Raw genomic sequence first — 22,603 nt, 5'->3', positions numbered from 1 at the left:
GGTGACCTCAGGTGTGCGATCAGGTGCGGCAGGTGATGTGCATCTGCGCCGCCGCGTGATGGGCGTCATGGCGCCCGTCGCCGCCCCAGTCCTGCCCCCGGTCGGTCAGCTGTACGGCGAACCAGTCTCCCCGCACCTCGTAACTGCCCACGCTCACCAGGCTCCCGCGGTGGATCGTCTGGTCGACCCGGAAGGTGCGGTAGCGCGACCCGGAGTCCTCCGGATCGGCAAGCAGGTGGTACTGGGTGGGGTTACCGGCCACGTCCCGGTCCCGGTGGCTCTGCGGGACGTACACCCCCAGGGAGCATTCGTCGAAGCCGGTGCCGACGCGCCACGACCAGGTGGCCGTGTTGCCGTAGTCCCGGGTCGTACTGCCCGACATGGGTACGGCCGAGAAACTGCCGTCGCAGGAACTGCCGCGATAGCCGCCCGAGTCCACCGTGTACCAGCCGTCGTCGCCGTCGTGGTAGCGGCCGTGTTCGCGGTAGTGGCCGCCGGCGCATCCGGGGCCGGCCCAGGAGGAGTACGACGGGGGCCGGATTTCGTGCGGGGGTTTCACCGGGAGCTCCGGCTTGGACGGCGCAGGACTGGCCGGCCTCCACGTGGCGGGGGGCGAGGGCGTCGGCAAGCCGCCGCCCGGCAGGCTGGTCGGGCCGATCCGCTGGGGCGCGCCGCCGATACCGGCGGCGGTGCCGCCGTCGTCGCCCGAAGGCGTACCGGGGACGTCCGATGAACCCACGAGCGAAGTGGACACCGAGAAAAGCGCGAGGGCAGTCAGCACAACACCCCCTGCCAGCACGGCTTTACCGGTCCGGGAGAAGGTGGAGATGCGGCCGCTCAGGGTCTCCCGGGCGATCCAGGTGCCGAGCCGGGCCGGCCCGGCCCCCGCTCGGTCCACTCCGCACACCGGGCACGTCATCCCGGGCAGCATGCCTCTGCCGTCGCCGCCGCACCGTACGCAACTCATGGACTTCCCGCACCAAACGCCTAGACCGACTGTTCAGTATGTCAAGGGGTCAACTATGCATCAGCGCACAAGCGGTGGGTAGGCCCCTGCGCGTTTGACCGTCCCCCACGGCAGCCCGGGCAACCCGCGGGGACCGGGCCGCAACGCGCGTTCAGCGCAGCTCCTCCGGACAGGGCGTGCCACGCGGCACATGGTAGGGCGCCGCGAGGCGGTACGTCCCCGGTCTCGGGGCGAGCAGTTCCGTCCATTCGTCGCCCGACGCGTCCTCCTCCGCCTTCATCAGGCACCCGCTCACGTTCACGAAGTCCTTCGGGCGCCCGTCGTCCTGGCGCTCCTGTGACCGGGCCGTTTCCTGCGGGGGCTCCACCCTCTTGCCTTCGGCATCGACCAGGCCCAGCCACGGCGAGTACGGGACGCGGATGAGCACCCGGCCCTCGGCCTTCACCTTGATGGTCAGCCCGCCCGCTCCCGCGCGGGTCACCGTCGCGGGCGGATCGGCCAGTGGGGTCGGGTCCTGGACCCGGAACAGCTGCCAGTTGGCGTCTGCCCACACCTGCTTCAGATACGGCTGGCCTTCCTGAACGAGCAGAGTCTCCTGCTCCGCCCCGGTGGAGTCCGGGGCGCCTTTCGGCAGCACCACGTAGTGGACGGCCCAGCGATCCAGCCACTCCCGGTAGTTGGCGGCGTTGAGGGTGTCGTCGTAGAAGAGCGGATTACGCTCCATGTCCGCCTGCCGGTTCCAGCCGCGCGCGAGGTTGACGTACGGCGCGAGGGCCGAGGCCTCCCGGTGACTCCGGGCGGGCACCACCTCGACGCGCCCCCGCTCCGCCCCCACTTGCTGCAACTGGTTGACGAGCGGCGCGAGCTCACGTGTCCAGGAAGCCACCGGCGTCGTACGGACCACGTCGTCGACGCCCTTGAAGCCGATCCAGACGTTGAGCCCCGCGAACGCTACGACGATCGCGAACCACTCGCGCGAGCGTGGCACCGCGAAGGGCAGGGCGGCGATCAGCACGACCCCCGCGAACAGCATCGCCAGCCGGGTGACGTTGGAGCCGATCTGGGAATCGACCAGCCAGGTGAGCAGGACCCCGAGGCCGTAGACGACGGCGGAGATCCGGACCGTCCGCCAGTCCTTCGGCACGAGGACGAACACCAGCACCGAGAAGAGAAAGGGCAGCGAGGCCGTCCACACGGACATCGGCTGCGTCCCCGAGAACGGGAACAGCCAGGCGGAAAGCGCCACCACCGCGGCCGGCGCGAGTCCCAGCGCGTACGCCCCCGGCCGCCGCCGGCTCAGGAACAGCGCAGCCGCGACGACTCCGACGAACAGTCCGGCCACCGGGCTGCTCGCCGTCGCCAGCCCGGCGAGCGGCGCCGCGACGGCGGCCTTCGCCCACCGGTTCTCCGCCCAGCGGCGCGGCCAGCAGAAGACGGCGGCCACAGCGCCCAGCGCGAACATCGTGCCCAGCCCGAAGGTCACCCGGCCCGACAGGGCGTTGCAGAGCAACGCGAACACGCCGGCGAGGGCGGGCGGCAGCGGGTTGGCCACGGCACCATGGCAACGGGTCAGGATCAGGGCGATCAGGCCGGCCGAGACGGTGCCGGCGATCATCATCGTCGTACGGACACCGAGCACGGACATCAGATACGGGGACACGACGCTGTACGAGACCGGGTGCATCCCGCCGTACCAGGCGAGGTTGTACGCGGAGTCCGGGTGCCGGCCCACGAACTCGGCCCAGGCGTCCTGGGCCGCGAGGTCGCCGCCGCTGTTCGCGAAGAAGAAGAACCAGACGATGTGCGCGAGCGCGGCGAGGGCGGTCGCCAACGTCACCGGGTGGCGCAGCGCGCGACGCGGCGGTTCACCACCGCTTTCCCCGGCGCGGGCCGGCGGCAGCGCTATTCGCGCCGCCGTTCCTCCGGACGGGCCGGACAGGCCGGACAGGCCGTCGGACTCGGCGTGCGGCTCTGCGTCCGGCCCTGCACCCGGCTCCGTACCTGACTCTCCGTGGGCGCGCCTCGGCTCAGCGGTGGTCACTCCCCGACCCTCCCCGTCTTCCGCGCGCACCCGTCCCGGTCACGTCCTGGGGATACGTCCCCCGGTGTACGTCCCCGTACGCCCGTACGCCCGTACGCCCACCTAGACGCCGTCCCGGCACCGTGAGGTTGCCCGGTGGCCGGAGCCGGAGCCGGGGCCGGGGACGGACCCGGGGACGCTAACACGCACGCGTCCGCCGGGCCCGGGGTGGCGGTATCAGGCGACCCGCGTCAGCTTGTCGCCGAACGACGGCTCCGCGAGGTCCTGCTGAAGCGCGACCGGCACCTTCACCTGACTGGCGCCCTCACCCACGGTCAGCGTCCCGACCTCCGTCCCGGCCCTGGCCGAATGCGGGACGGCCGAGCCGCCGTCGCTCAGTTCGATCTTCACCGTGAGTCCGGGCCAGCCCACCGCGTTCACGTCCTTGGTCGCGACGACGGGTGTCGTCCCGCCCAGGCCGTCGTCGACATGGCCGACGACATCGCCCCTTTTCACGACGACGTGGGACTCGAGCAGTTCCTGCGTCGCGAGCATGATGTCCTTGCTCGCCTTGATGGCCGTGCCGAGGATGGGTGTGTCGTGCTGGGCGAGCACTGCACCAACGATGAGCTGGTCCGTCGCACCGACCTTCTTGTGCGCGGCGAACAGCAAGTTGCCGCCGGCCTTCGTCGTGCTGCCGGTCTTGATACCGAGTGCGCCGTCGAACGGGACGAGCTCGTTCCAGTTCCGCCAGTTCTTGCCCGACGGGTCCTTCCACTCCGGCAGCTTGGTGATGTCCATCAACGCCGGGATTTCGACCAGCTCCAGACCCAGCTTCACCTGGTCCTCGGCGGTGCTCACGGTCGTCGCGTTGAGTCCGGACGGGTCCGTGTACGTGGTGTTCGTCATCCCGAGCTCCTTGGCGGCCTCGTTCATCTTCTTGACGAACGCCTCCTCGGAACCGGCGTCCCATCGGGCGAGCTGGCGCGCGATGTTGTTTGCGGACGGAATCATGATGGCCGCGAGCGCGTCATGGAGGCTGAGCTTGTCGCCCTCCTTGACGGTGTTGAGTGTCGACTCGCCGTCCGACTTGTCCAACTGGCCCTCGGCCTCCCCCTTGGCGTCGATCTCGATCGACGGGCCGTCCTCGCCCTCCTTGAGCGGGTGGTCCCTGAGGATGACGTACGCCGTCATCGCCTTGGTGACACTGGCGATCGGTACGGGCTTCTGCTCGCCGGAGGAGCCGACGGTGCCGAGACCCGACGCCGCCATGAATGCCTGGCCCTTGGCAGGCCAGGGCAGGGACGGCTTGTCCCCTTCGAAGGCGAACGTCGACTTCGCGGTCATGGACAGCTGGGGATCGGGCAGCGGACGCACGAGCTGTACGACCGCAAAGACGATCGCCAGCAGAACGACCAGCGGGGTCCAGATCTTGACCCGCCGCACGGCGGTCCGCACCGGCGTGGGCGCGGGGGGCGGGGTGTTGGTCAGTTCGGCCAGCATGTCGAGCGGCGGCTTGGGCGGCAGGGGCTGCTGCTTGGTCCGCTCGCTCTCCCCGAGCGACGGGCTCGCGGGTGCGGACGGCCGCGCAGGCGCCTGCGCTCCGGTCGGCTTCAGCGGTACGAACTTGCTGGTGCGCTCGGCGACGGACTCGGGCGCCGACGCGGACGGCCGTACGGCCTTGAACGCCGTAGTGGCCTGGTCACCGTCGTGCTCCTGCTTCGCCGCCGGCGGCGAAGCGGTCTGATCGGCGCCGGGCTCCGGCTTCGCCGCGGGCGGCCGGACCGCCTTGAACGCCGTGGTGGCCTGATCCGCAGCCTGCTCCGGCTTCGCCACCGGCGGCCGGATCGCCTTGAACACGGCGGTGGCCTGATCGACAGCCTTTGCGTCGGCGCCCGCCGGGCCCGCCGGCCGCTTCTGCCTGGACGGCGTCCCGGAGGAACGATCCGGCTTTGCAGTCGCGTCACCGGACCCGCCCGAGGGCGACTCGGCCTCGGGCCGGTCGTCGAGAGCTGCACGGTCCGCGCCGGCCGCCGGCCGGGCGGCATCCTTGGCCTCCGCGCGGCGCGCCGGCTCGGCCTCCGGCTTCGCTCCGGCGGCAGGCCGGGAATTCGCCACTGCCTCCTCGGCATCCGCCGCAGGCTTGGACGCGCGAGCCGCAGGCACGTCCGCCCCGGCCGACGGCCGGGCGGCAGCGTCCTCGGTCTTCGTGCCACCCCGAGATGACTCCGCGTCAGCATCAGCATCAGCCGCAGGCTTGGGCTCGCGCGCAGCCGGCGCGCCCGCCCCGGTGGGGGGCTGGGTCTCCGCGCCGCGCACGGACTTCTCTCGGAGCTCGGTGTCCGTGCCGGGCTTGGGCCGAACGGAGCCGGGCGAGTCGTCGGCCGACTCCGCGTCAACGTCCGCCCCCGCCGCAGGCTTGGGCTCGCGCGCAGCAGGCGCGCCCTTTCCGGCCGCAGGCCGGCCGGCGTCCTCGGCGCCGCGCTGCCCACCGGGCTCGGCGTCCGCCGCACGCTCGAGGGCGCCGGATTCAGGTGCGTCCGCCCCGGCCGCAGGCCGGCCGGCGTCCTCGGCCGCCGCGTCCCGTGACGGCTTCGTGTCCCGCGGCGCCGGGGCTCCGGCGCTGTCTTGACCGGCGGCTGCCGGGGCGTCCTCCGCCGCGCGTGCGGCGGCAGAAGCCGGCTGGGGTGCGTCCTGCGCACCGGCGTCGCCATCCGCACCCGAAGACGGTTCCGCAGCGGTCGCCATCCACGCCGCCACCGCCGCACGCAGACGCGAGTCGCCGGCGGTCGGCCCCGACTCCGCGTCAAGTGCGTCGGCCGCGTCCGCCGCCTCTGCGGGGCGCGGCATCTTGAACACCGCCGTCGGCTGATCCGTACTCGTCTTCGCCTCACGGAACACGGACAGCCGCGGGTCACGCTCGGCCGGAGTGCTCTCCCCCGACGACCCCTGCTGCTCCGACTTGTCGGGGGACTCGCCCGCCACCGATGCCTCCTCCATTGCTGTCCAAGCTGTCCGAACCGTCTACCAGTGTCCCGTCTCAGAGACCTCGTTCCCGTGCTAGACGAGAACGACATAGCTACCGGTTCCCTCACAAAGCACCCAGGCACTCTCGACAGATGAATGTGAGAGGGGTCACCCTGTCATTCATCCACGCGGGGAGGCATGGATGGGCAGGAGCCGCAGAACACTTCCGGAGGAGCTTCTGTTGCTCGCCTTGGACCCGACCACGGGTACCACGGCGCAGCCGCAGTCGCTCGACCTCGGCCTTGCCGGGGCCCAGCTAGTAGAGCTGGCTCTGGCGGGACGGATAGCCCCAGACGGGGATCGTATCGCCGTGGTGATGCCACGGCCGACAGGAGATCCGACATTGGACTCCGCACTGGAACTGCTGCGCAGACGCGGCAGCCCGGTGCGCGCAGTGCACTGGATCGGCGGGCCCCGCCTGGGGCTGCGCCAGACTTACCTCTCGCATCTGGAGCGGTGCGGCATGGTGCATGCCGTGGCGGGCCAGATGTGCGGAGTTCTGCCGACGACTCGCTACCAGGCGACGGACACGGCAATCAGCCGGGAGATCAGGGGCCGGCTGGACAGTGCGATCCGTACCGGCGTGCCGCCGGACCCGCGGACCGCAGCGCTTGCCGCGCTGGCCCACGCAGTCGGGCTCGGCAAGCACCTGTACCCCGGCAACGAGGGGCGCTCCTCGCGCTCCCGGCTCCGGGATCTGATCCGGCACGACCCCATGGGCGGACTCGTGGCGCACGCCGTGATGGACGTCCAGAACGGTGTGGCCCAGCCGCGCCGCGCTCAGGCACCGGGCGGGCGCCAGTCGCCGGTCCGGGGCACGGAATCCGCCGGGGTTCCACTGCAAGCGATGCCGCCGCAGCCGATGCAATCGCGCCGCGGGAGCATGGCACGCGCCGTCGCGCACTGAGCACCTGAACGACTGAACGACTGAACGACAACACCCCGCACCACCCGCCACACCGACTGTCCCCACAGATCCGGTTCGGGAGCCGCAGGCCGCGCGGGGTGGCGTGACCGGTACCGACCGGGCACGCCACCCCGCGCGTCCGCATGCCCGCCCGCGGCGCACGCCCGGCCGGTGAGCGTCCGCTGCATATCGCATTTCCCAGCGCCGCCACGCCGGTTGGTGGCAATCTGCTCAAGAGCAGATACACAGAGATACGTAAGCAGTAGGAGGTGCCGTTCCCGTGGCGTCCAATGTCAATCCCACCGTCCGACGCCGCCGGCTCGGCATGGAGCTCCGACGCCTTCGCGAGGAGAAGGGCATGACGGCCGAACAGGTCGCCGAACGCCTGCTGGTCTCCCAGTCCAAGATCAGTCGCCTCGAGAACGGTCGCCGTTCTATCAGCCAGCGCGACGTACGGGACCTCTGTGAGGTGTACGAGGTCGAGGACCGCCGCCTGGTCGACTCGCTGATGCAGATGGCCAAGGACTCGCGCCAGCAGGGCTGGTGGCACGCCTTCGGCGACATCCCGTACAGCGTCTACATCGGCCTCGAGACGGACGCGGCCTCACTGCGCGTGTACGAGCCCCAGGTCGTCCCCGGACTGCTGCAGACCCGCGAGTACGCGGAGGCGCTCATCAACGGCGCCCTGCCGGAGACCGCGCACACCGACATCGAGAAGCGTGTGCAGGTGCGGCTGCGCCGCCAGGAGCGGATCGCCGCACCCGAGCACCCGCTCCGTCTCTGGGCGGTGATCGACGAGGCCGCGCTGCGCCGGAGGGTCGGCGACAAGCAGCTGATGATCCAGCAGCTGGAACACCTCATAGAGCAGTCCCAGCTGCCGCATGTGACCGTGCAGGTCATGCCCTTCACGATGGGGGCTCACCCCGGGGTGAACGGCCAGTACGCGATTCTGGAATTCCCTGACGCGTCCGATTCCAGTGTGGTCTACATCGAGGGTGTCACCAGCGATCTCTACCTGGAGAAGGCGAACGACGTCCAGAACTACAGCGTCATGTACGAGCATCTGCGTGCACAGGCGCTGAATGTGGACCAGACCCGGCAATTCATCGCCGACATTGCCAAGGGGTACGCGACGGAGTACGCGAGCTGAGATCCACCCCTTGGGGCAGGGCGCAGGTACGGTACACCTTCGCCACCTCCGCGCGGAAGACCCCCCTGGTATATGCCATCCGGTCGAGTGAACGCGTCCTTCGCGCACCGAAGTTGGCGAGTAGCGTCGATCACGCCATCAAGAACGTTGGCGCAGCAATCGACACAACTGGCTAGACCGGAGCGAACATGGCAATTCATCAGGGCGCGACGAATACCTGGACGAAGTCCTCGTATTCCACCGGGAACGGTGCATGCGTAGAGGTGAAGTCCCCCGTCATGCAGGCAATTGCAGTGCGTGACTCCAAGGTGCCGGAGGGCCCCTCGATCACCTTTGTCCCGGACTCGTGGGCCGCGTTCGTCGCGGAAGTCAGCCGGGGCGCGTTTGACCTCGGCTGACCATCCGTACAACGACCGCACAAGCGCGAGCAGTACAAGCACTGCACGCACTACACGCAGAACAAGCAAACCCAGCAGAACCAGCGCTGGCGACATGAGCCCTCTCGACTGGTCCGCCGTCCTGGCCGAGGGGGCTCGGCCATGTCCGCCTGCCTGAGCTGCCTCCTGAGCCGCCTACCTGAGCTGGTCCACGTATCGGTTCGTGCCCGGCACCGTCGGGATGAACGGCGCCACCAGCTCGACCCTGCCGAGCCCCGACTCGGCCACCGCCTCGTCGAGCCGCGTGAAGTGTTCCTGCCAGCACTCCCCCGGGTCACGCTCCAGGAACCACAGCAGGGTCAGCCGGCTGTCCACTCCCTCGACCTGCTTCACATACGTCATCCGGTCACCCGGCAGCGGCGTCGGCCGGAAGATCACCACCATCGCCGCCGGCGAGCCGTCGAGCCGCCCGGGCAGATGGCGCGCGCGCAGCCACTCCAGCAACTCGGCGCGCCGCTCCGGCCCCTCGGCATCCACCACCTCGACGACCAGCCCCCGGTACGGATGGTCGAGCGCATGGAAGTCACGCGGCCCGGCCGCCCCGTCCCGGTAGACCGTGGCCTCATGGTCCTGGAAGGCGGTGAAGACATGGGTGCGGTCCCGGTAGACGCGGCCGTCCCGGTTCAGCCGCTTGTTGATGCCGACGGTCCACTTCATGTGCTCGTCGTAGCGCCCGTCGGTGACCCAGTATGTGGAGATGTAGGCCCCCGCGGTGACCGGCTGGGCGACCGCGGACTTCTCGGGGTAGCGCAGCAGCTGGAGCTCCCGGGTGGCGACCCAGCGACGGCCGGCGTACATCCACGGCATCGCCATGGCGCCGGCGATGTAGTGGTCGTCCTCGTACCAGCGGTTGTACGCGTGCTCGTGACCCGGGTGGGGCTCGACCATGGTAATCAGCGCGTGGCCCGGGTGGACTCCGTACGGGCCGACGGCGGCCAGCTCCGCGTATACGCCGGGGCGGGTGTCTGCCGTCTCGTCTGCCGTCTCGTCTGCCGTCTCGTCTGTCATCCCTCCGGTCTATCTGATGACCAGTCAGTTGGGGAGAGGGCGGGCAGGGGTTCACCGGGCGGACAAATAGGTGGCAGCTGCATCTTTGCGCGTTAGGGTGCCGGAGAGCCGCCGCCCGTCCCAGCGAAGGAGCCCTCATGCGCGCCGCCGCCCTGCCCCCACTCGCCGCCCGCGCGACCTCGGTCGGCAGTTCGCCCGTACGGGACATCCTCGCGCTCACCGAACGCCCCGGGGTGATCTCCTTCGCCGGCGGGCTGCCTGCCCCCGAGCTGTTCGACGCCGAAGGGCTGCGGGCCGCCTACGGCGACGCCCTCACCACCTCCCCGCGCCGCGCCCTGCAGTACTCCACCACCGAAGGCTTCCCCGCGTTGCGCGAGGCCGTCGCCGCCCGGATCACCGCCCGCGGCCTGCCCACGGGGCCCGACGACGTACTGATCACCACCGGCTCCCAGCAGGCCCTCACCCTCCTCGCCGCCACTCTGCTGGAGCCCGGGGACACCGTTTTGGTCGAGAGCCCCACCTACCTCGCCGCCCTCCAGTGCTTCCGCTTCACCGGCGCGCGCGTCGTGCCCGTCCCCTGCGACGAGGACGGCATCGACCCGGCGGCCCTCGAGGAGCTCGTCGTGCGCGAGCGCCCCAAGTTCCTCTACACGATCCCGACCTTCCAGAACCCGACCGGCCGGACCCTGCCCGCCGCCCGCCGCCGTGCGGTTGCCTCGGTCGCCGCCCGGCTCGGCGTGCGGATCGTCGAGGACGACCCGTACGGCGAACTCCGCTACGAGGGCGAGCCCGAGGCCTGGGTGGCGGCGCAGCCCGGCGCCGAGGACCGCACGGCCTTGCTGGGCAGCTTCTCCAAAATCATGGCGCCCGGCCTGCGGCTGGGCTGGCTACGGGCACCGGACTCCTTGCGCCGGGCGTGCGCCGTGGCCAAGCAGGCCGCCGATCTGCACACCTCGACCGTCGACCAGGTGGCGGCGGCACGGTACCTCGCCGCGGCCGACCTGACCGGCCATCTGGACCGGGTGCGGACCGCCTACCGGGCGCGGCGCGACGCACTGCTCGACGGGCTCGGCCTGGGCGCGCTGCCGGAGGGGTCCGGCTGGAACCGTCCGGAGGGCGGGATGTTCGTATGGGCCCGGCTGCCGGCGGGGCACGACGCCACCGCCCTGCTGAGGACCGCGGTGCGGCACGACGTTGCGTACGTACCGGGAGCGCCCTTCTTCGCCGCCGCCCCCGATCCGGCCACCCTGCGGCTGTCCTTCGTGACCCATACCCCCGAGGAGATCGCCGAGGGTCTGCGGCGGCTCGGCAAGGCGCTGGCCGCGCACGTCTCGTGACAGCTCACGTCCCCCGACGGCCCACGCCTCATAACCGTCGCGCGGCTTCCCTCCTCGGCGCTTCCCTCCTCGGCGCTTCACGCCTACCCTGACGCATCGTCAGAATTGCTGCTGCCAGGGGGCGATCGCTCATGCTGCTGCGAGGGAAGACCGTCATCGTCTCCGGCGTCGGCGCCGGACTGGGCCATCAAGTCGCCGCCGCCGTCGTACGCGACGGCGGCAACGCCGTACTCGGCGCCCGCACCGAGGCGAACCTCGCCAAGGCGGCCGCCGAGATCGACCCGGACGGAACGCACACCGCGTACAGGCCCACGGACATCGGTGACGAGGCCCAGTGCGAGGCGCTGGCCGCGCTCGCCGCCGAACGGTTCGGCCACGTCGACGCGGTGGTGCACGTCGCCGCCTGGGACAGCTACTTCGGCGGTGTGGAGGATGCGGACTTCGACACCTGGCAACAAGTCGTCGACGTGAACCTTCTCGGCACCCTGAGGATGACCCGCGCCTGCCTGCCCGCACTCAAGGCGGACGGCGGCTCGGTCGTCATCGTCGGCACCCAGTCGGCCGTGGCCGCACCCTCACAGGTGCAGCAGGCGGCCTACGCGGCCTCCAAGGGCGCGCTCACGTCGGCCATGTACTCCATGGCCCGCGAGCTGGGCCCGTACCGGATCCGGGTGAACACGGTGCTGCCCGGCTGGATGTGGGGACCACCGGTACAGGCTTACGTGCAGTTCACCGCGCACACCGAAGGTGTCCCGGAGGCGGAGGTACTCGGCCGGCTCACCGAGCGGATGGCGCTGCCCGAGCTGGCCACCGACAGCGACGTCGCGGAGGCCGCCGTGTTCCTGGCCTCCGACCGGGCGCGTGCGATCACCGGTCAGTCACTGCTGGTGAACGCGGGCGAGTTGATGAGGTAGGCGTCCTCGGGCGTCACCCTTCTCCGGCCGTACGGGACCCGCATCCCGTGCGGCCTCTCTCGCATGTCTGCCGTGTGTGCCGTGCGTGCCGTGTCTGACGAAGGCCCGCTCATGGTGTGTTCGCCGTCACGTTCACGACAACGCCTCCACAGGTCAAGAAGAGGCAATCGGCTACTTCGGTGTGATGGTCGCGATCGGCGTCTGGTCCCACAAACGCGTCGACAACGTCAGCGACTTCTTCACGGCCGGCGGCAAGATGCCCTGGTGGCTGTCCGGCATCTCGCACCACATGTCGGGCTACAGCGCGGTGATGTTCACGGGCTACGCGGCCATCGCGTACACCTACGGCGTCACTTCGTACGTGACCTGGTCCTTCCCCATTGCCATCGGCATCGCGATCGGGTCCAAGGTCTTCGCGCCCCGGCTCAACCGGGTGCGCTCGCGGCTGCGTGTGTCCTCGCCGCTGGAGTACCTCAAGAACCGCTACAACCTGCCGACCCAGCAAGCCCTGGCCTGGTCCGGCGTCCTGCTGAAGATCGTCGACGTCGGTGCCAAATGGGCCGCCATCGCCACCCTGCTGTCCGTCTTCACCGGCGTCTCGCTCAACATGGGCATCCTGATCACCGGCGCGGTCACCGCCGTCTACTGCACGGTGGGCGGGCTCTGGGCGGACGCCCTCACCGAACTCGGGCAGTTCATCATCCAGTTCGTGGCCGGAATCGCGATGCTCGTCGCCGTCATGGCGGAACTGGGCGGCTTCAGCAGCCTGTGGAACGTCTGGGACGAGCCGGAACTCAAGGGCCACGGGGAGCCGCTGGCCGGCCCGTACATGATGGTCTTCCTGATCGCCTACCTCTTCATCAAGACCTTTGAGTACAACGGCGGTATGTGGAACCAGGCCCAGCGCTACATGGCAACCGACTCGGCGAAGTCGGCCGAGCGCTCCGGCCGGCTGTCAGCCGTGCTGTGGCTGGTCTGGCCGCTGGTGCTGTTCTTCCCCATGTGGGTGGCGCCGCTGCTCATCAAGACGGACGTGCCCTCCGACAGCTACGCGCTGATGGCCGAGCAGCTGCTGCCGCACGGCCTGCTGGGCCTGGTCATCGTCGGCTTCTTCTCGCACACCATGGCGATGTGCTCCTCCGACGCGAACGCGATCGCGGCCGTCGTCACCCGCGACATCATGCCCGCGGTGTCCCGCAAGGTACGCGAATGGGACACCCGCGCCGGACTGCTCGCCGCCCGCTGGGCGACTCTGCTGTTCCTCGGCCTCTCGATGGCCATCGCGACCCAGGTCAACTCCGCTTTCTTCGGCGACATCATCACCGTCGTCATCAAGTGGGTGGCCGGGCTCATGGGGCCGATCGCGATCCCGCTGATGCTGGGCATGCTGCCCTGGTTCCGCAAGAGCGGCCCCACGGCGGCGCTGCTGAGCTGGGGCATCGGCCTGCTGACCTTCTGGCTGGTCAACTACCCGATCAGCTGGCGCGTGGAGGGCGGCGTTCCGCTGCAGTACCAGGTCTCCATCCCGCTCGCGGTCTCGCTCGTCCTCTACATCCTGATCGGCTTCGTCAAGCCGGAGGGCACCCCGGAGCGCGACGCGGTGCTGGCCAAGATCAACGGCGACGACGGCAGCGGCACGGCGGGCGCCGCCGTCCCGGTTCCGGCGGCGGCCGGCGAGGCGGCGGTCCGCGAACCCGCGAAGGACTGACCGGCCGCCACCTACGCGTTCCGCTCCGCCCCCGCCACCAGGGCGCGGGCGGGGCGCGTCCGCTCTTATGCTCGGACGATGACCACGACGAGCGCGCCGCAGCCGCAGGGAACCGGACCGACCACCAACGCCATGCGGCGAGCGCTCAAGCGTGCACGGGACGGAGTGGCGCTGGATGTCGCCGAGGCCGCCGTGCTGTTGCAGGCCCGCGGGCACGACCTCACGGATCTGTGCGCCTCCGCCGCACGGGTGCGCGACGCGGGTCTGGAAGCCGCGGGCCGCGCCGGAGTCATTACGTACTCGCGCAGCGTCTTCATCCCGCTCACCCGCCTGTGCCGCGACAAGTGCCACTACTGCACCTTCGCCACCGTTCCCGGCAAGCTGCGCCGCGCCGGCCACGGGATGTTCATGTCCCCGGACGAAGTGCTGGCCATCGCCCGGCGCGGGGCCGAACTGGGCTGCAAGGAAGCGCTGATCACCCTGGGGGACAAGCCCGAGGACCGCTGGCCCGAGGCGCGCGAGTGGCTGGAGGCGGAAGGGTACGACGACACCATCGCGTACGTACGGGCGATGGCGATCCGCATCCTGGAGGAGACGGGGCTGCTGCCGCACCTCAACCCGGGCGTCATGTCCTGGACGGACTTCCAGCGGCTCAAGCCGGTCGCGCCGTCGATGGGCATGATGCTGGAGACCACGGCCGAGCGGCTCTGGAGTGAGCCCGGCGGTCCCCACTACGGCTCCCCGGACAAGGAACCCGCCGTCCGGCTTCGTGTCCTGGAGGACGCGGGACGCACGTCCGTACCCTTCACCAGCGGGCTGCTGATCGGGATCGGGGAGACGTACGAGGAGCGTGCCGAGTCGCTGTTCGTCCTGCGCCGGATCTCCCGTGCCTATCGCGGCATTCAGGAACTCATCATGCAGAACTTCCGCGCCAAACCGGACACGGTGATGCGCGGCATGCCGGACGCGGAGCTGGACGAACTGGTCGCCACCATCGCCGTCGCCCGGCACATCATGGGCCCCGCCGCCTGCCTCCAGGCGCCGCCCAACCTGGTGGACGACGAGTACGCGCGTCTCATCGGCGCCGGGATCGACGACTGGGGCGGCGTCTCCCCGCTCACCCCTGACCACGTCAACCCCGAGCGTCCCTGGCCCCAGATCGAGGAGCTCGCCGAGCGCTCCGCCGCCGAAGGCTTCCGGCTGCGGGAACGCCTGGCCGTCTACCCGGAGTTCGTCCAGCGCGGTGAGCCCTGGCTCGACCCGCGTCTGCTGCCGCACGTCACGGCGCTGGCCGACCCGGAGACGGGCCTGGCCCGCGAGGATGCCGTGCTGGAGGGCCGGCCCTGGCAGGAACCCGATGAGGGCTTCGTCGCGTCCGGCCGTACGGACCTGCACCGGACCATCGACACGGACGGGCGGATCTCCGACCGCCGGGACGACTTCGACGCGGTGTACGGCGACTGGGACGCGCTGCGCGAGGCGGCCGCACCGGGCATGGCGCCGGAGCGCATCGACACCGACGTACGCCAGGCGCTGAGGCAGGCCGCCGACGATCCGCAGAAGCTGACCGACGCGGAAGCGCTGGCCCTGCTGCACGCGGACGGGCCGGCGCTGGACGCGCTGACCGGGATCGCGGACCAGCTGCGGCGCGATGTGGTGGGTGACGACGTCACGTACATCGTCACGCGGAACATCAACTTCACCAACGTCTGCTACACCGGCTGCCGCTTCTGCGCGTTCGCGCAGCGGCGCACGGACGCCGACGCCTACACCCTCTCCCTCGACCAGGTCGCCGACCGGGCGCAGCAGGCGTGGGAGGTGGGCGCGGTCGAGGTGTGCATGCAGGGCGGCATCCACCCGGATCTTCCGGGCACCGCGTACTTCGACATCGCGCGGGCGGTGAAGGAGCGCGTCCCGGGCATGCATGTGCACGCCTTCTCGCCGATGGAGGTCGTCAACGGCGCGACCCGCACCGGATTGTCGATCCGCGAGTGGCTGGCGGCGGCGAAGGAGGCCGGGCTCGACTCCATCCCGGGGACGGCGGCAGAGATCCTCGACGACGAGGTGCGCTGGATCCTGACGAAGGGCAAGCTGCCGGCCGCGACCTGGATCGAGGTCGTACGGACGGCCCACGAGCTGGGCATCCGGTCGTCCTCGACGATGATGTACGGGCATGTGGACCAGCCGCGGCACTGGCTCGGCCACTTCCGCACGCTCGCCCGAGTCCAGCAGGCCGCGCTGGCCGAGAACGTGGGCGGCTTCACGGAGTTCGTGACGCTGCCCTTCATCCACACCAACGCCCCGGTGTATCTGGCGGGCATCGCACGCCCCGGTCCGACCACCCGGGACAACCGGGCGGTGACCGCGATGGCCCGTCTCCTCCTGCACCCTTACATCACCAATATCCAGACCAGCTGGGTCAAACTCGGCGCGGAGGGTGCGGCGGAGATGCTGCGGTCTGGGGCGAACGACCTGGGCGGGACGCTGATGGAGGAGACCATCTCCCGTATGGCCGGATCGAGTTACGGCTCGTACCGCTCGGTCCAGGACCTGGTCGCGATCGCGGAGTCGGCCGGCCGGCCGGTGAAGCCCCGGACGACGCTGTACGGCGAGGTGCCGCAGGAGAGGGTGGCGGCGGCCCGCGCCTCCGACGGCCACCTGCCGGAACTTCTCCCTGTCCTGGAGTGATGACGGCGTGAGACGATCCCGACAGGTCAGGGGTGCGGCGGGGCTGTAGGGGGGATATCCGGTGACCTTGTTTCTCGGTCTGGGCACCGCGGGGGTCGTGCTCCTGGTGCTGTCACTGGTTTTCGACGGTGTTCTGGAGGCCCTCTTCGACGGCCTGCTGTCGCTGCCGGTCCTCGCGGGCTTCGTGTCGATGCTCGGCTTCGGCGGCGCGATCGTGCTGGGCTCCACCGACCTCGGGGCCGGTGCTGCCACCGCGGTCGGGGTGCTCGTCGGGGGCACGGCGGCCTGGCTCGTGTGGAAGCTCAGCCGCGTGCTGATGCGCGACCTGACCGCCGCGACTCCGCATCAGGACGACCTCGTCGGGACCTCGGGGTCCGTGGTGACGGCCATTCCGGCCGACGGCTACGGCGAGGTTCTGCTGCGTCTCGCGGGCCAGCCGGTGAAGTTGGCGGCGAAGTCCGAGGTGCCGGTGGAGCGCGGCGCGGAGGTCTGGGTGGAAGCGGCGCTGTCGGCCACCTCGGTCGCGGTGCGCCCCGTTCAGCGCTGACCACCCGTCAGGTCCACTGGTTGCGACGTGACACGTCGGCGGCCGGGCCCACTGTTTCCAACCATCCGATTCGTATCGATCTGCCGTCTCCGGGTGGCAGGGGGGGTTCTCATGAGTTCAGTCGTCATAGCCGTGGCGGGAGTGGTCGTACTCCTCGTCCTGCTGGGCCTTGTCGTGATCACGCGCTACAAGGTCGCGGGTCCCAGCGAGGCCTTCATCATCACCGGCCGCCGCGGCAAGAAGTCCACCGACCCGGTCACCGGCCGGATCAGCACCGACAACAGCGGCCAGAAGGTCGTCGTCGGCGGCGGCGTGTTCGTCGTGCCGTTCGTCCAGCAGAAGTTCACCCTGGACCTGTCCAGCCGGCACATCCCGATCCATGTGCGCGGCGCGGTCACCCTACGCGGCGTGAAGGCCAATCTGGAAGGGGTCGCGATCGTCAAGGTCGGCGGCAACGAGGACAGTATCCGGGCGGCCGCTCAGCGCTTCCTCCAGCAGCAGGACGGCATCGTCGGTTTCACGCAGGAAGTGCTGTCCGGCGCGCTGCGCGCCATCGTCGGCCGCATGTCGGTGGAGGACATCATCCGGGACCGGGCCGCGTTCGCCGGCCAGGTCGCGGAGGAGGCCGAGGCAAGCCTGTCCGGTCAGGGCCTCGTGCTCGACGCCTTCCAGATCCAGGACATCACCACCGAGGGCTCCTACCTGGAGGACCTCGGGCGTCCGGAGGCCGCCCGCGCCAAGCAGGAGGCCGACATCGCGGAGGCCATCGCCCGCCGGGCGTCCGAGCAGGCTCGCCTGAAGGCCGCCGAGGAGATCGCCGTCGCGGAGCGGACGTTCAACCTGCGCCAGGCGGAGATCAAGGCCGAGACCGAGGCCGCGGCCGCCAAGGCGAATGCGGCGGGCCCGCTCGCCGAGGCAGCGCGCCGGCAGGAGGTGCTCGCCGAGCAGGAGAAGGTGGCCGAGCGACAGGCGGCGCTGACGGACCGCGAGCTGGACACCAAGGTCCGTAAGCCGGCCGACGCGGCCCGCTACCAGGCCGAGCAGGAGGCGGAGGCCCGCCGGGTCGCGCTGGTCAAGGAGGCCGAGGCGGACGCGGAGCGCTCGCGGCTGACCGGTGAGGGCGAGAAGCTGCACCGCGCGGCGCTGGCCGAGGCCGTGCGTATCGAGGGTGAGGCTCACGCCGCGGCCATCGCCGCGAAGGGTTCGGCGGAGGCCGAGGCCATGCAGAAGAAGGCGGACGCGTTCGCCCAGTACGGCGACGCGGCTGTGCTGCAGATGCTGGTCGAGGTGCTGCCGCAGATCGTCGCCAAGGCGGCCGAACCGCTGAGCGCCATCGACAAGCTCACCGTGATCTCCACGGACGGCGCGAGTCAGCTGTCGCGAACGGTCGCGGACAACGTCGCGCAGGGCGTGGAGCTGCTTTCCTCCACCACGGGTGTCGACGTCGCGACCCTGCTGCGGGGCATCACCCAGCGGGGTGCCGGGGCCGGTGCGCCGGCTGCCGCGCCGGCCGCCGAGTCGCCCAACGGCAAGATCGAGATCACGGACTGATCCCAGCCCGCACGGGGAAGAGCCCGGCCGGTGTTCCGCCACCGTCCGGGCTCTCGCGCGTTCCGCCACCGTCCGGGCTCTCGCGCGCGATTCTCCGGACGCGGACCGGACGGCCGGCGAAGGCGGTCCCCGCTTATGCCGGTGAACGCGGAAGCCTCTGATGCTGGACGCCTGCCCGACGCCTTTGGTCAGAGAGCCAACTAGGTGATCGTTCACATACCCATTGCCTTCTGAACCGGCCGTTCCTGGTCGATTACAGTGCTGCGCCATGAGCGCAGCAGCCACACCCGTCTGGGGCCGGGCCGAGCAGCAGGACTTCCGCAGCCGGGTTCGCGGCACCCTGCTCGGCGGCGCCATGGGCGACGCGCTCGGCGCGGGGATCACGGATCTCGCCTTCGAGGAGATACGTGCTTCCCACGGGCCCGAGGGGATCATGGACTTCGTCCCGGCGTACGGCAGACGCGGCGCCGTCACGGCCGCCACGCAGCTGACCCTGTTCACCGTCGACGGCCTGATACGGGCACAGGTCCGCCGCGACACCGGTGCCTGGCACCCGCCCACGGACGTTCACCGCGCGTATCTGCGATGGGCCGCCACCCAGCGCGACTGGGGGCCGGACGAACGCCGCAAGGACAACGGCTGGCTCGCCTGCGAGGAATGGCTCTACGCCCGCCGCGACGCCGCCCGCGCCTGTCTGACCGGGCTGGGCGACGAGAGCATGGGCACCCTGGACAGACCCAAGAACCCCACCGCGCGCGATGCCGGCGCGCTGGTCCGGTCGGCCCCGTTCGGGCTGCTCGTCGGATGGGAACCGGCCCTGGTCCTCCAGCTGGCCGTGGAGTGCGCGGCGCAGACGCACGGCCACCCCACCGCGTATCTCTCGGCCGGCGCGCTCGCCCTGATCGTGCACGGCCTGGCCCGCGGCGAGTCCCTCGACGGGTCGGTCCAGCGGGCGCTGGCGGCGCTGGCCTCCCGCCCCGGCCACCAGCCCGTCACGGACGCCCTGAAGCGCGCGCTGGGTGCGGTACGCCAGGGCATGCCGTCCCCTGCTCTGGTCGAATCGCTCGGCGACGGGCGGGTGGCCGAGGACATCCTCGCCATCGCCGTCTACTGCGCCCTGGTGGGCGAGGACGTACGCCATGGGATCCGCCTCTCGGTTAACCACGGCGGCGCGTCCGTCGCCACGGGGGCGGTCTGCGGCGCCCTGCTCGGCGTCCTGCACGGCGAGACCGCGCTGCCGCCGGCCTGGCTGGCCGAGCTGGAGGGGCGCGGCACGGTGCTGGAGCTCGCGGACGACTTCGCCATGGAGATGACCCAGGGTCCCGCCCTGCACGGCCCGGCGGTATCCGCCCCGGGCTGGCTGGTGCGCTACCCGCGCGGCTGACCGGGTGCTCCACCACGGCCGAACGCGTGTCTGCGGACCGGCCGGGGGTGATCTGTGCAAAGTCGTACGTATGACAGCGCCCCACACCACCGCCCCGGCCCCGCGCCTGCTCACCGCAGCAGCCCTGGCGGCCGCCGCTCTCGCCACCGCCGGCCTCTTCGCCGTGGAGGGCGGCCCGGCCGCGAACGGCGCGCCTCGCACGGACGCACCCGGCGCGCTGCAACTGCGCCCGGTCGCGCTCCTCTCGGAGCCGGCCACGACGACTGCGGCGCCGGGCGTGGCGTGATTCTGAGCTGCCTGGTCAGCGGTCCGTCCTGGTTCTGAAGCAGGAGTGGCCCCGGCCACCCCGTGACCACAGCACTCCTGCCGTCGTCCTGCCGAGGCCCCGCCGAGCGACCTACAGGTACTGGGCGTACTCGTCCAGCGCCCGCAGCACCTCCGGCTCTCCGGCGGGCGGCAGTTGGAGGACGAGCTCCGTAATGCCCAGCTCCGCGTAGTGCGCGAGCTTGCCGGGCGAGGGCCGAACGGCGTACGGCACGATCTCCAGCGCCTCCGGGGCCCGGCCGGCCGACTCCCACACCCCGCGCAGCAGCGGCACCGACTCCGTCAGGCCGCGCCCGCCGATCGGCATCCAGCCGTGCGCGTACTCCGCGATGTGCGAGAAGAGCTTGGGCCCGGCCGCTCCCCCGACCAGCGTGCGCGGTGCACCGCCCACCGGCTTCGGGTAGGCGTAACTGGCCGCGACCGACCCGAACTCGCCCTTGTACGCTGTCGGCCGGTCTGCCCACAGCGCGCGCATCAGGGCCATGCGCTCCCGTACGAGCTCGCGCCGCGACGTCCACTCGACGCCGTGGTCCGCGGCCTCCTCCTTGTTCCAGCCAAAGCCGACGCCGAGCGTGAAACGGCCGCCCGAGAGGTGGTCGAGGGTCGCGATCTGCTTGGCCAGGGCGATCGGGTCGCGCTGCGCGACGAGCGTGATCCCGGTGCCCAGCGCGAGGCGCTCGGTGACCGCGGCGGCCTGGCCGAGGGCCACGAAGGGGTCGAGCGTGCGTCCGTACTCGCGCGGGAGTTCGCCGCCCGCCGGGCTGGGCGTCGTGCGCTCCACCGGGATATGGGTGTGTTCAGGCAACCAGAGCCCGGCGAATCCGCGCTCCTCCAGCTCGCGCGCCAGCCGAACGGGCGTGATCGTCTCGTCGGTGAGGAAGATCGTGGTCGCGATCCGCATCCGGGTCCTCCGTCGTCCATCGTCGTCGTCAATGGTGGCGGGGCAAACGTATGCCGTACGGGACCGAATGCCGAGAGGCGCGCGGCCCGGCTCGCGACCCCAGTGTCAATTCCTTCGCCATCTGACAACACCCTTCCCTTGCACGGAAGTTCAGGGCTCAATACCAGGGTTTGAGTGCACCATTCCTGTCCCTCTCGACACCCTGGGGAGCCGACGGCATGTGCGACGACGAACGCGCGATGGGCAGACGCGGACTGCTGGTGACGGGAGCCGCGGCGGCGCTTACGTTGGGCAGTGTGAGCTTCGCGAACGCCGCCCCCAGCAGCGGCCGGCAGACCGAGGCCGTACGGGGCACACTGCCGCCCGGCTCCCCCGACTTCGTGTACCTCCCCGTCGAAGTCCCACTCGGGGTAAGGCAGATCCACGTCACGTACACCTACGAGCGGCCCGCCGTCCCGGCCGGCACCCAGGGCAACGCCCTGGACATCGGCATCTTCGACGAGCGCGGCACCGATGTTGGGGGCAGGGGGTTCCGTGGCTGGTCCGGTGGGGCCCGTACGGAGTTCTTCATCCGCGCCGACGACGCGACCCCCGGATATCTTCCCGGCCCCGTCCGCGCGGGGACCTGGTACATCGCGCTCGGGCCGTACACGGTGGCCCCGCAGGGTCTGGCGTACACCGTGACCATCACCCTCTCGTACGGCGCCCCGGACCCGGCGCCGAAGCCGGTGTACCCGCCAAGCCGGGCCAGGGGCCGGGGCCGCGCGTGGTACCGGGGCGACTGCCATCTGCACTCGGTGCATTCCGACGGCCGGCGCACTCCGGCGGAGATCGCGGCGGCCGCGCGTGCCGCGGGCCTGGACTTCATCAACACCAGCGAGCACAACACCCACTCCGCCCACCGTGCGTGGGAGGGCCTGTGGGGTGACGACCTGCTCATACTCGCCGGTGAGGAGGTCACCACCCGCAACGGCCACATCGTGGCGATCGGCACCGACCCCGGCACCCATGCCGACTGGCGCTACCGGGCCCGCGACAACCGCTTCGGCCACTTCGCCCGCGGCATCCGCCGGGCGGGCGGGCTGGTGGTCCCCGCCCACCCGCACGCGACCTGCATCGGCTGCAACTGGAAGTTCGGCTTCGGCGAGGCCGACGCGGTCGAGGTCTGGAACGGCCCGTACACCCCGGAGGACGAGGTGGCGCTCGCGTCCTGGGACAACACCCTGGTCGCGTCCGCCCGCTCCGGCGACGGCTCCTGGACTCCGGCGATGGGCAACAGCGACGCCCACCGTGAACCGCAGGTGGTCGGTGTGCCACAGACCGTCGTGCTCGCCGACGACCTCTCGCGCGAGGCGGTCCTGGTGGGGATCAGGGCGGGCCGGAGCTATGTCGCCGAGTCCTCGGCCGTCTCGCTCTCCTTCGGCGCCTCGGGCGGCCGCGCCCGCCACGCCGGAATCGGCGAGCGCCTGCGCGTGGACGCCGACGATCCGGTCACGGTGCGCCTGGCAGTCACCGGCGCCCCGGGCTGCACGGCCCACTTCGTCACCGACCAGGGCACGCTGTTCACCACCCCGCTCCCGGCGTCGGGCGCCGGCACGGTGGAGTGGCGTACGACCGCCGCATACGCCGCGTACGTACGGGCGGAAGTCCGGCACGCCCCGGTGGTGGCGGGCCTGCCGGGCCCGCCGGCGGCTCTGACGAACCCGGTGTTCCTGGGGAGCTGACCGGCAGTC

The 22,603-nt window shown here is 71.0% G+C and carries 17 protein-coding genes; 12 read left to right on the top strand and 5 right to left on the bottom strand.

Annotation, left to right across the window (positions count from 1 at the left end):
• Positions 1 to 19: 19 nt before the first annotated feature.
• The 3 genes from AB0M62_RS01395 to AB0M62_RS01385 form a co-directional block, all read right to left on the bottom strand.
• On the bottom strand, positions 20 to 919 hold the full coding sequence (locus AB0M62_RS01395) for an adhesin (protein ID WP_366071996.1): 900 nt from the start codon (positions 917 to 919) through the stop codon (positions 20 to 22).
• Between the two features lie 199 nt (positions 920 to 1,118).
• Positions 1,119 to 2,867, bottom strand: coding sequence for an MFS transporter (locus tag AB0M62_RS01390; RefSeq protein ID WP_366072239.1), 1,749 nt, complete (start codon positions 2,865 to 2,867; stop codon positions 1,119 to 1,121).
• Positions 2,868 to 3,224: 357 nt separating this feature from the next.
• Positions 3,225 to 5,987, bottom strand: a complete 2,763-nt coding sequence (locus AB0M62_RS01385; protein WP_366071995.1) for a hypothetical protein — start codon at positions 5,985 to 5,987, stop codon at positions 3,225 to 3,227.
• Between the two features lie 169 nt (positions 5,988 to 6,156).
• Here AB0M62_RS01385 and AB0M62_RS01380 point away from each other — a divergent pair, with 169 nt between their 5' ends.
• The 3 genes from AB0M62_RS01380 (at position 6,157) to AB0M62_RS01370 (ending at position 8,469) form a co-directional block, all read left to right on the top strand.
• Positions 6,157 to 6,921 carry a GPP34 family phosphoprotein gene (locus AB0M62_RS01380; RefSeq protein ID WP_366071994.1) on the top strand — a complete coding sequence of 255 codons (765 nt, stop codon included), beginning with the start codon at positions 6,157 to 6,159 and terminating at the stop codon, positions 6,919 to 6,921.
• 280 nt (positions 6,922 to 7,201) lie between these two features.
• A complete protein-coding gene (locus AB0M62_RS01375; RefSeq protein WP_366071993.1) occupies positions 7,202 to 8,071 on the top strand; it encodes a helix-turn-helix transcriptional regulator in 870 nt (289 codons plus the stop codon).
• A 188-nt stretch (positions 8,072 to 8,259) separates the two neighbouring features.
• On the top strand, positions 8,260 to 8,469 hold the full coding sequence (locus AB0M62_RS01370; RefSeq protein ID WP_366071992.1) for a DUF397 domain-containing protein: 210 nt from the start codon (positions 8,260 to 8,262) through the stop codon (positions 8,467 to 8,469).
• A 174-nt stretch (positions 8,470 to 8,643) separates the two neighbouring features.
• Here AB0M62_RS01370 and AB0M62_RS01365 read toward each other — a convergent pair whose 3' ends face one another.
• Positions 8,644 to 9,516: a hypothetical protein gene (locus tag AB0M62_RS01365; protein WP_366071991.1), complete on the bottom strand. Its 873-nt coding sequence runs from the start codon at positions 9,514 to 9,516 to the stop codon at positions 8,644 to 8,646.
• Between the two features lie 137 nt (positions 9,517 to 9,653).
• On the opposite strand from AB0M62_RS01365, the gene AB0M62_RS01360 reads away from it, so the two are divergent.
• The 8 genes from AB0M62_RS01360 to AB0M62_RS01325 all read left to right on the top strand — a co-directional run bounded on the left by AB0M62_RS01360 (position 9,654) and on the right by AB0M62_RS01325 (position 19,931).
• On the top strand, positions 9,654 to 10,853 hold the full coding sequence (locus AB0M62_RS01360; RefSeq protein WP_366071990.1) for a PLP-dependent aminotransferase family protein: 1,200 nt from the start codon (positions 9,654 to 9,656) through the stop codon (positions 10,851 to 10,853).
• A gap of 131 nt (positions 10,854 to 10,984) precedes the next feature.
• The gene (locus AB0M62_RS01355; protein WP_366071989.1) at positions 10,985 to 11,767 is read left to right on the top strand and encodes an SDR family oxidoreductase; all 783 of its coding nucleotides are present in this window, start codon (positions 10,985 to 10,987) and stop codon (positions 11,765 to 11,767) included.
• Positions 11,768 to 11,951: 184 nt separating this feature from the next.
• Positions 11,952 to 13,475, top strand: coding sequence for a sodium:solute symporter family protein (locus AB0M62_RS01350; RefSeq protein WP_366071988.1), 1,524 nt, complete (start codon positions 11,952 to 11,954; stop codon positions 13,473 to 13,475).
• A 78-nt stretch (positions 13,476 to 13,553) separates the two neighbouring features.
• On the top strand, positions 13,554 to 16,163 hold the full coding sequence (locus tag AB0M62_RS01345) for a bifunctional FO biosynthesis protein CofGH (RefSeq protein WP_366071987.1): 2,610 nt from the start codon (positions 13,554 to 13,556) through the stop codon (positions 16,161 to 16,163).
• A 61-nt stretch (positions 16,164 to 16,224) separates the two neighbouring features.
• Entirely contained in the window at positions 16,225 to 16,710 is a 486-nt protein-coding gene (locus tag AB0M62_RS01340) for a hypothetical protein (protein WP_366071986.1), read from the top strand.
• 111 nt (positions 16,711 to 16,821) lie between these two features.
• Positions 16,822 to 18,261, top strand: a complete 1,440-nt coding sequence (locus tag AB0M62_RS01335) for an SPFH domain-containing protein (protein WP_366071985.1) — start codon at positions 16,822 to 16,824, stop codon at positions 18,259 to 18,261.
• A 268-nt stretch (positions 18,262 to 18,529) separates the two neighbouring features.
• Entirely contained in the window at positions 18,530 to 19,645 is a 1,116-nt protein-coding gene (locus AB0M62_RS01330) for an ADP-ribosylglycohydrolase family protein (protein ID WP_366071984.1), read from the top strand.
• Between the two features lie 70 nt (positions 19,646 to 19,715).
• Positions 19,716 to 19,931 carry a hypothetical protein gene (locus tag AB0M62_RS01325; protein ID WP_366071983.1) on the top strand — a complete coding sequence of 72 codons (216 nt, stop codon included), beginning with the start codon at positions 19,716 to 19,718 and terminating at the stop codon, positions 19,929 to 19,931.
• A gap of 111 nt (positions 19,932 to 20,042) precedes the next feature.
• On the opposite strand, the gene AB0M62_RS01320 is transcribed toward AB0M62_RS01325, so the two are convergent.
• Positions 20,043 to 20,870, bottom strand: a complete 828-nt coding sequence (locus AB0M62_RS01320; RefSeq protein WP_366071982.1) for an LLM class F420-dependent oxidoreductase — start codon at positions 20,868 to 20,870, stop codon at positions 20,043 to 20,045.
• A 218-nt stretch (positions 20,871 to 21,088) separates the two neighbouring features.
• On the opposite strand from AB0M62_RS01320, the gene AB0M62_RS01315 reads away from it, so the two are divergent.
• Positions 21,089 to 22,594, top strand: coding sequence for a CehA/McbA family metallohydrolase (locus AB0M62_RS01315; protein ID WP_366071981.1), 1,506 nt, complete (start codon positions 21,089 to 21,091; stop codon positions 22,592 to 22,594).
• Positions 22,595 to 22,603 lie beyond the last annotated feature (9 nt).

The sequence above is a fragment of the Streptomyces sp. NPDC051219 genome (genome assembly GCF_040682335.1).
Taxonomy (GTDB): Bacteria; Actinomycetota; Actinomycetes; order Streptomycetales; family Streptomycetaceae; genus Streptomyces.
The sequence above is the reverse complement of the archived record's forward strand: the minus strand, read 5'-3'. Positions and strand labels throughout refer to the sequence as shown.

What these genes read in the sequence shown, in the direction of transcription:
- AB0M62_RS01345 (WP_366071987.1), top strand. Translation starts at nt 13,554, where the DNA reads ATGACCACGACGAGCGCGCCGCAGCCGCAGGGAACCGGACCGACCACC.
- AB0M62_RS01385 (WP_366071995.1), bottom strand. Translation starts at nt 5,987, where the DNA reads ATGGAGGAGGCATCGGTGGCGGGCGAGTCCCCCGACAAGTCGGAGCAG.
- AB0M62_RS01350 (WP_366071988.1), top strand. Translation starts at nt 11,952, where the DNA reads ATGGTCGCGATCGGCGTCTGGTCCCACAAACGCGTCGACAACGTCAGC.
- AB0M62_RS01360 (WP_366071990.1), top strand. Translation starts at nt 9,654, where the DNA reads ATGCGCGCCGCCGCCCTGCCCCCACTCGCCGCCCGCGCGACCTCGGTC.
- AB0M62_RS01370 (WP_366071992.1), top strand. Translation starts at nt 8,260, where the DNA reads ATGGCAATTCATCAGGGCGCGACGAATACCTGGACGAAGTCCTCGTAT.
- AB0M62_RS01335 (WP_366071985.1), top strand. Translation starts at nt 16,822, where the DNA reads ATGAGTTCAGTCGTCATAGCCGTGGCGGGAGTGGTCGTACTCCTCGTC.
- AB0M62_RS01395 (WP_366071996.1), bottom strand. Translation starts at nt 919, where the DNA reads ATGACGTGCCCGGTGTGCGGAGTGGACCGAGCGGGGGCCGGGCCGGCC.
- AB0M62_RS01320 (WP_366071982.1), bottom strand. Translation starts at nt 20,870, where the DNA reads ATGCGGATCGCGACCACGATCTTCCTCACCGACGAGACGATCACGCCC.
- AB0M62_RS01325 (WP_366071983.1), top strand. Translation starts at nt 19,716, where the DNA reads ATGACAGCGCCCCACACCACCGCCCCGGCCCCGCGCCTGCTCACCGCA.
- AB0M62_RS01330 (WP_366071984.1), top strand. Translation starts at nt 18,530, where the DNA reads ATGAGCGCAGCAGCCACACCCGTCTGGGGCCGGGCCGAGCAGCAGGAC.
- AB0M62_RS01355 (WP_366071989.1), top strand. Translation starts at nt 10,985, where the DNA reads ATGCTGCTGCGAGGGAAGACCGTCATCGTCTCCGGCGTCGGCGCCGGA.
- AB0M62_RS01365 (WP_366071991.1), bottom strand. Translation starts at nt 9,516, where the DNA reads ATGACAGACGAGACGGCAGACGAGACGGCAGACGAGACGGCAGACACC.
- AB0M62_RS01380 (WP_366071994.1), top strand. Translation starts at nt 6,157, where the DNA reads ATGGGCAGGAGCCGCAGAACACTTCCGGAGGAGCTTCTGTTGCTCGCC.
- AB0M62_RS01315 (WP_366071981.1), top strand. Translation starts at nt 21,089, where the DNA reads ATGTGCGACGACGAACGCGCGATGGGCAGACGCGGACTGCTGGTGACG.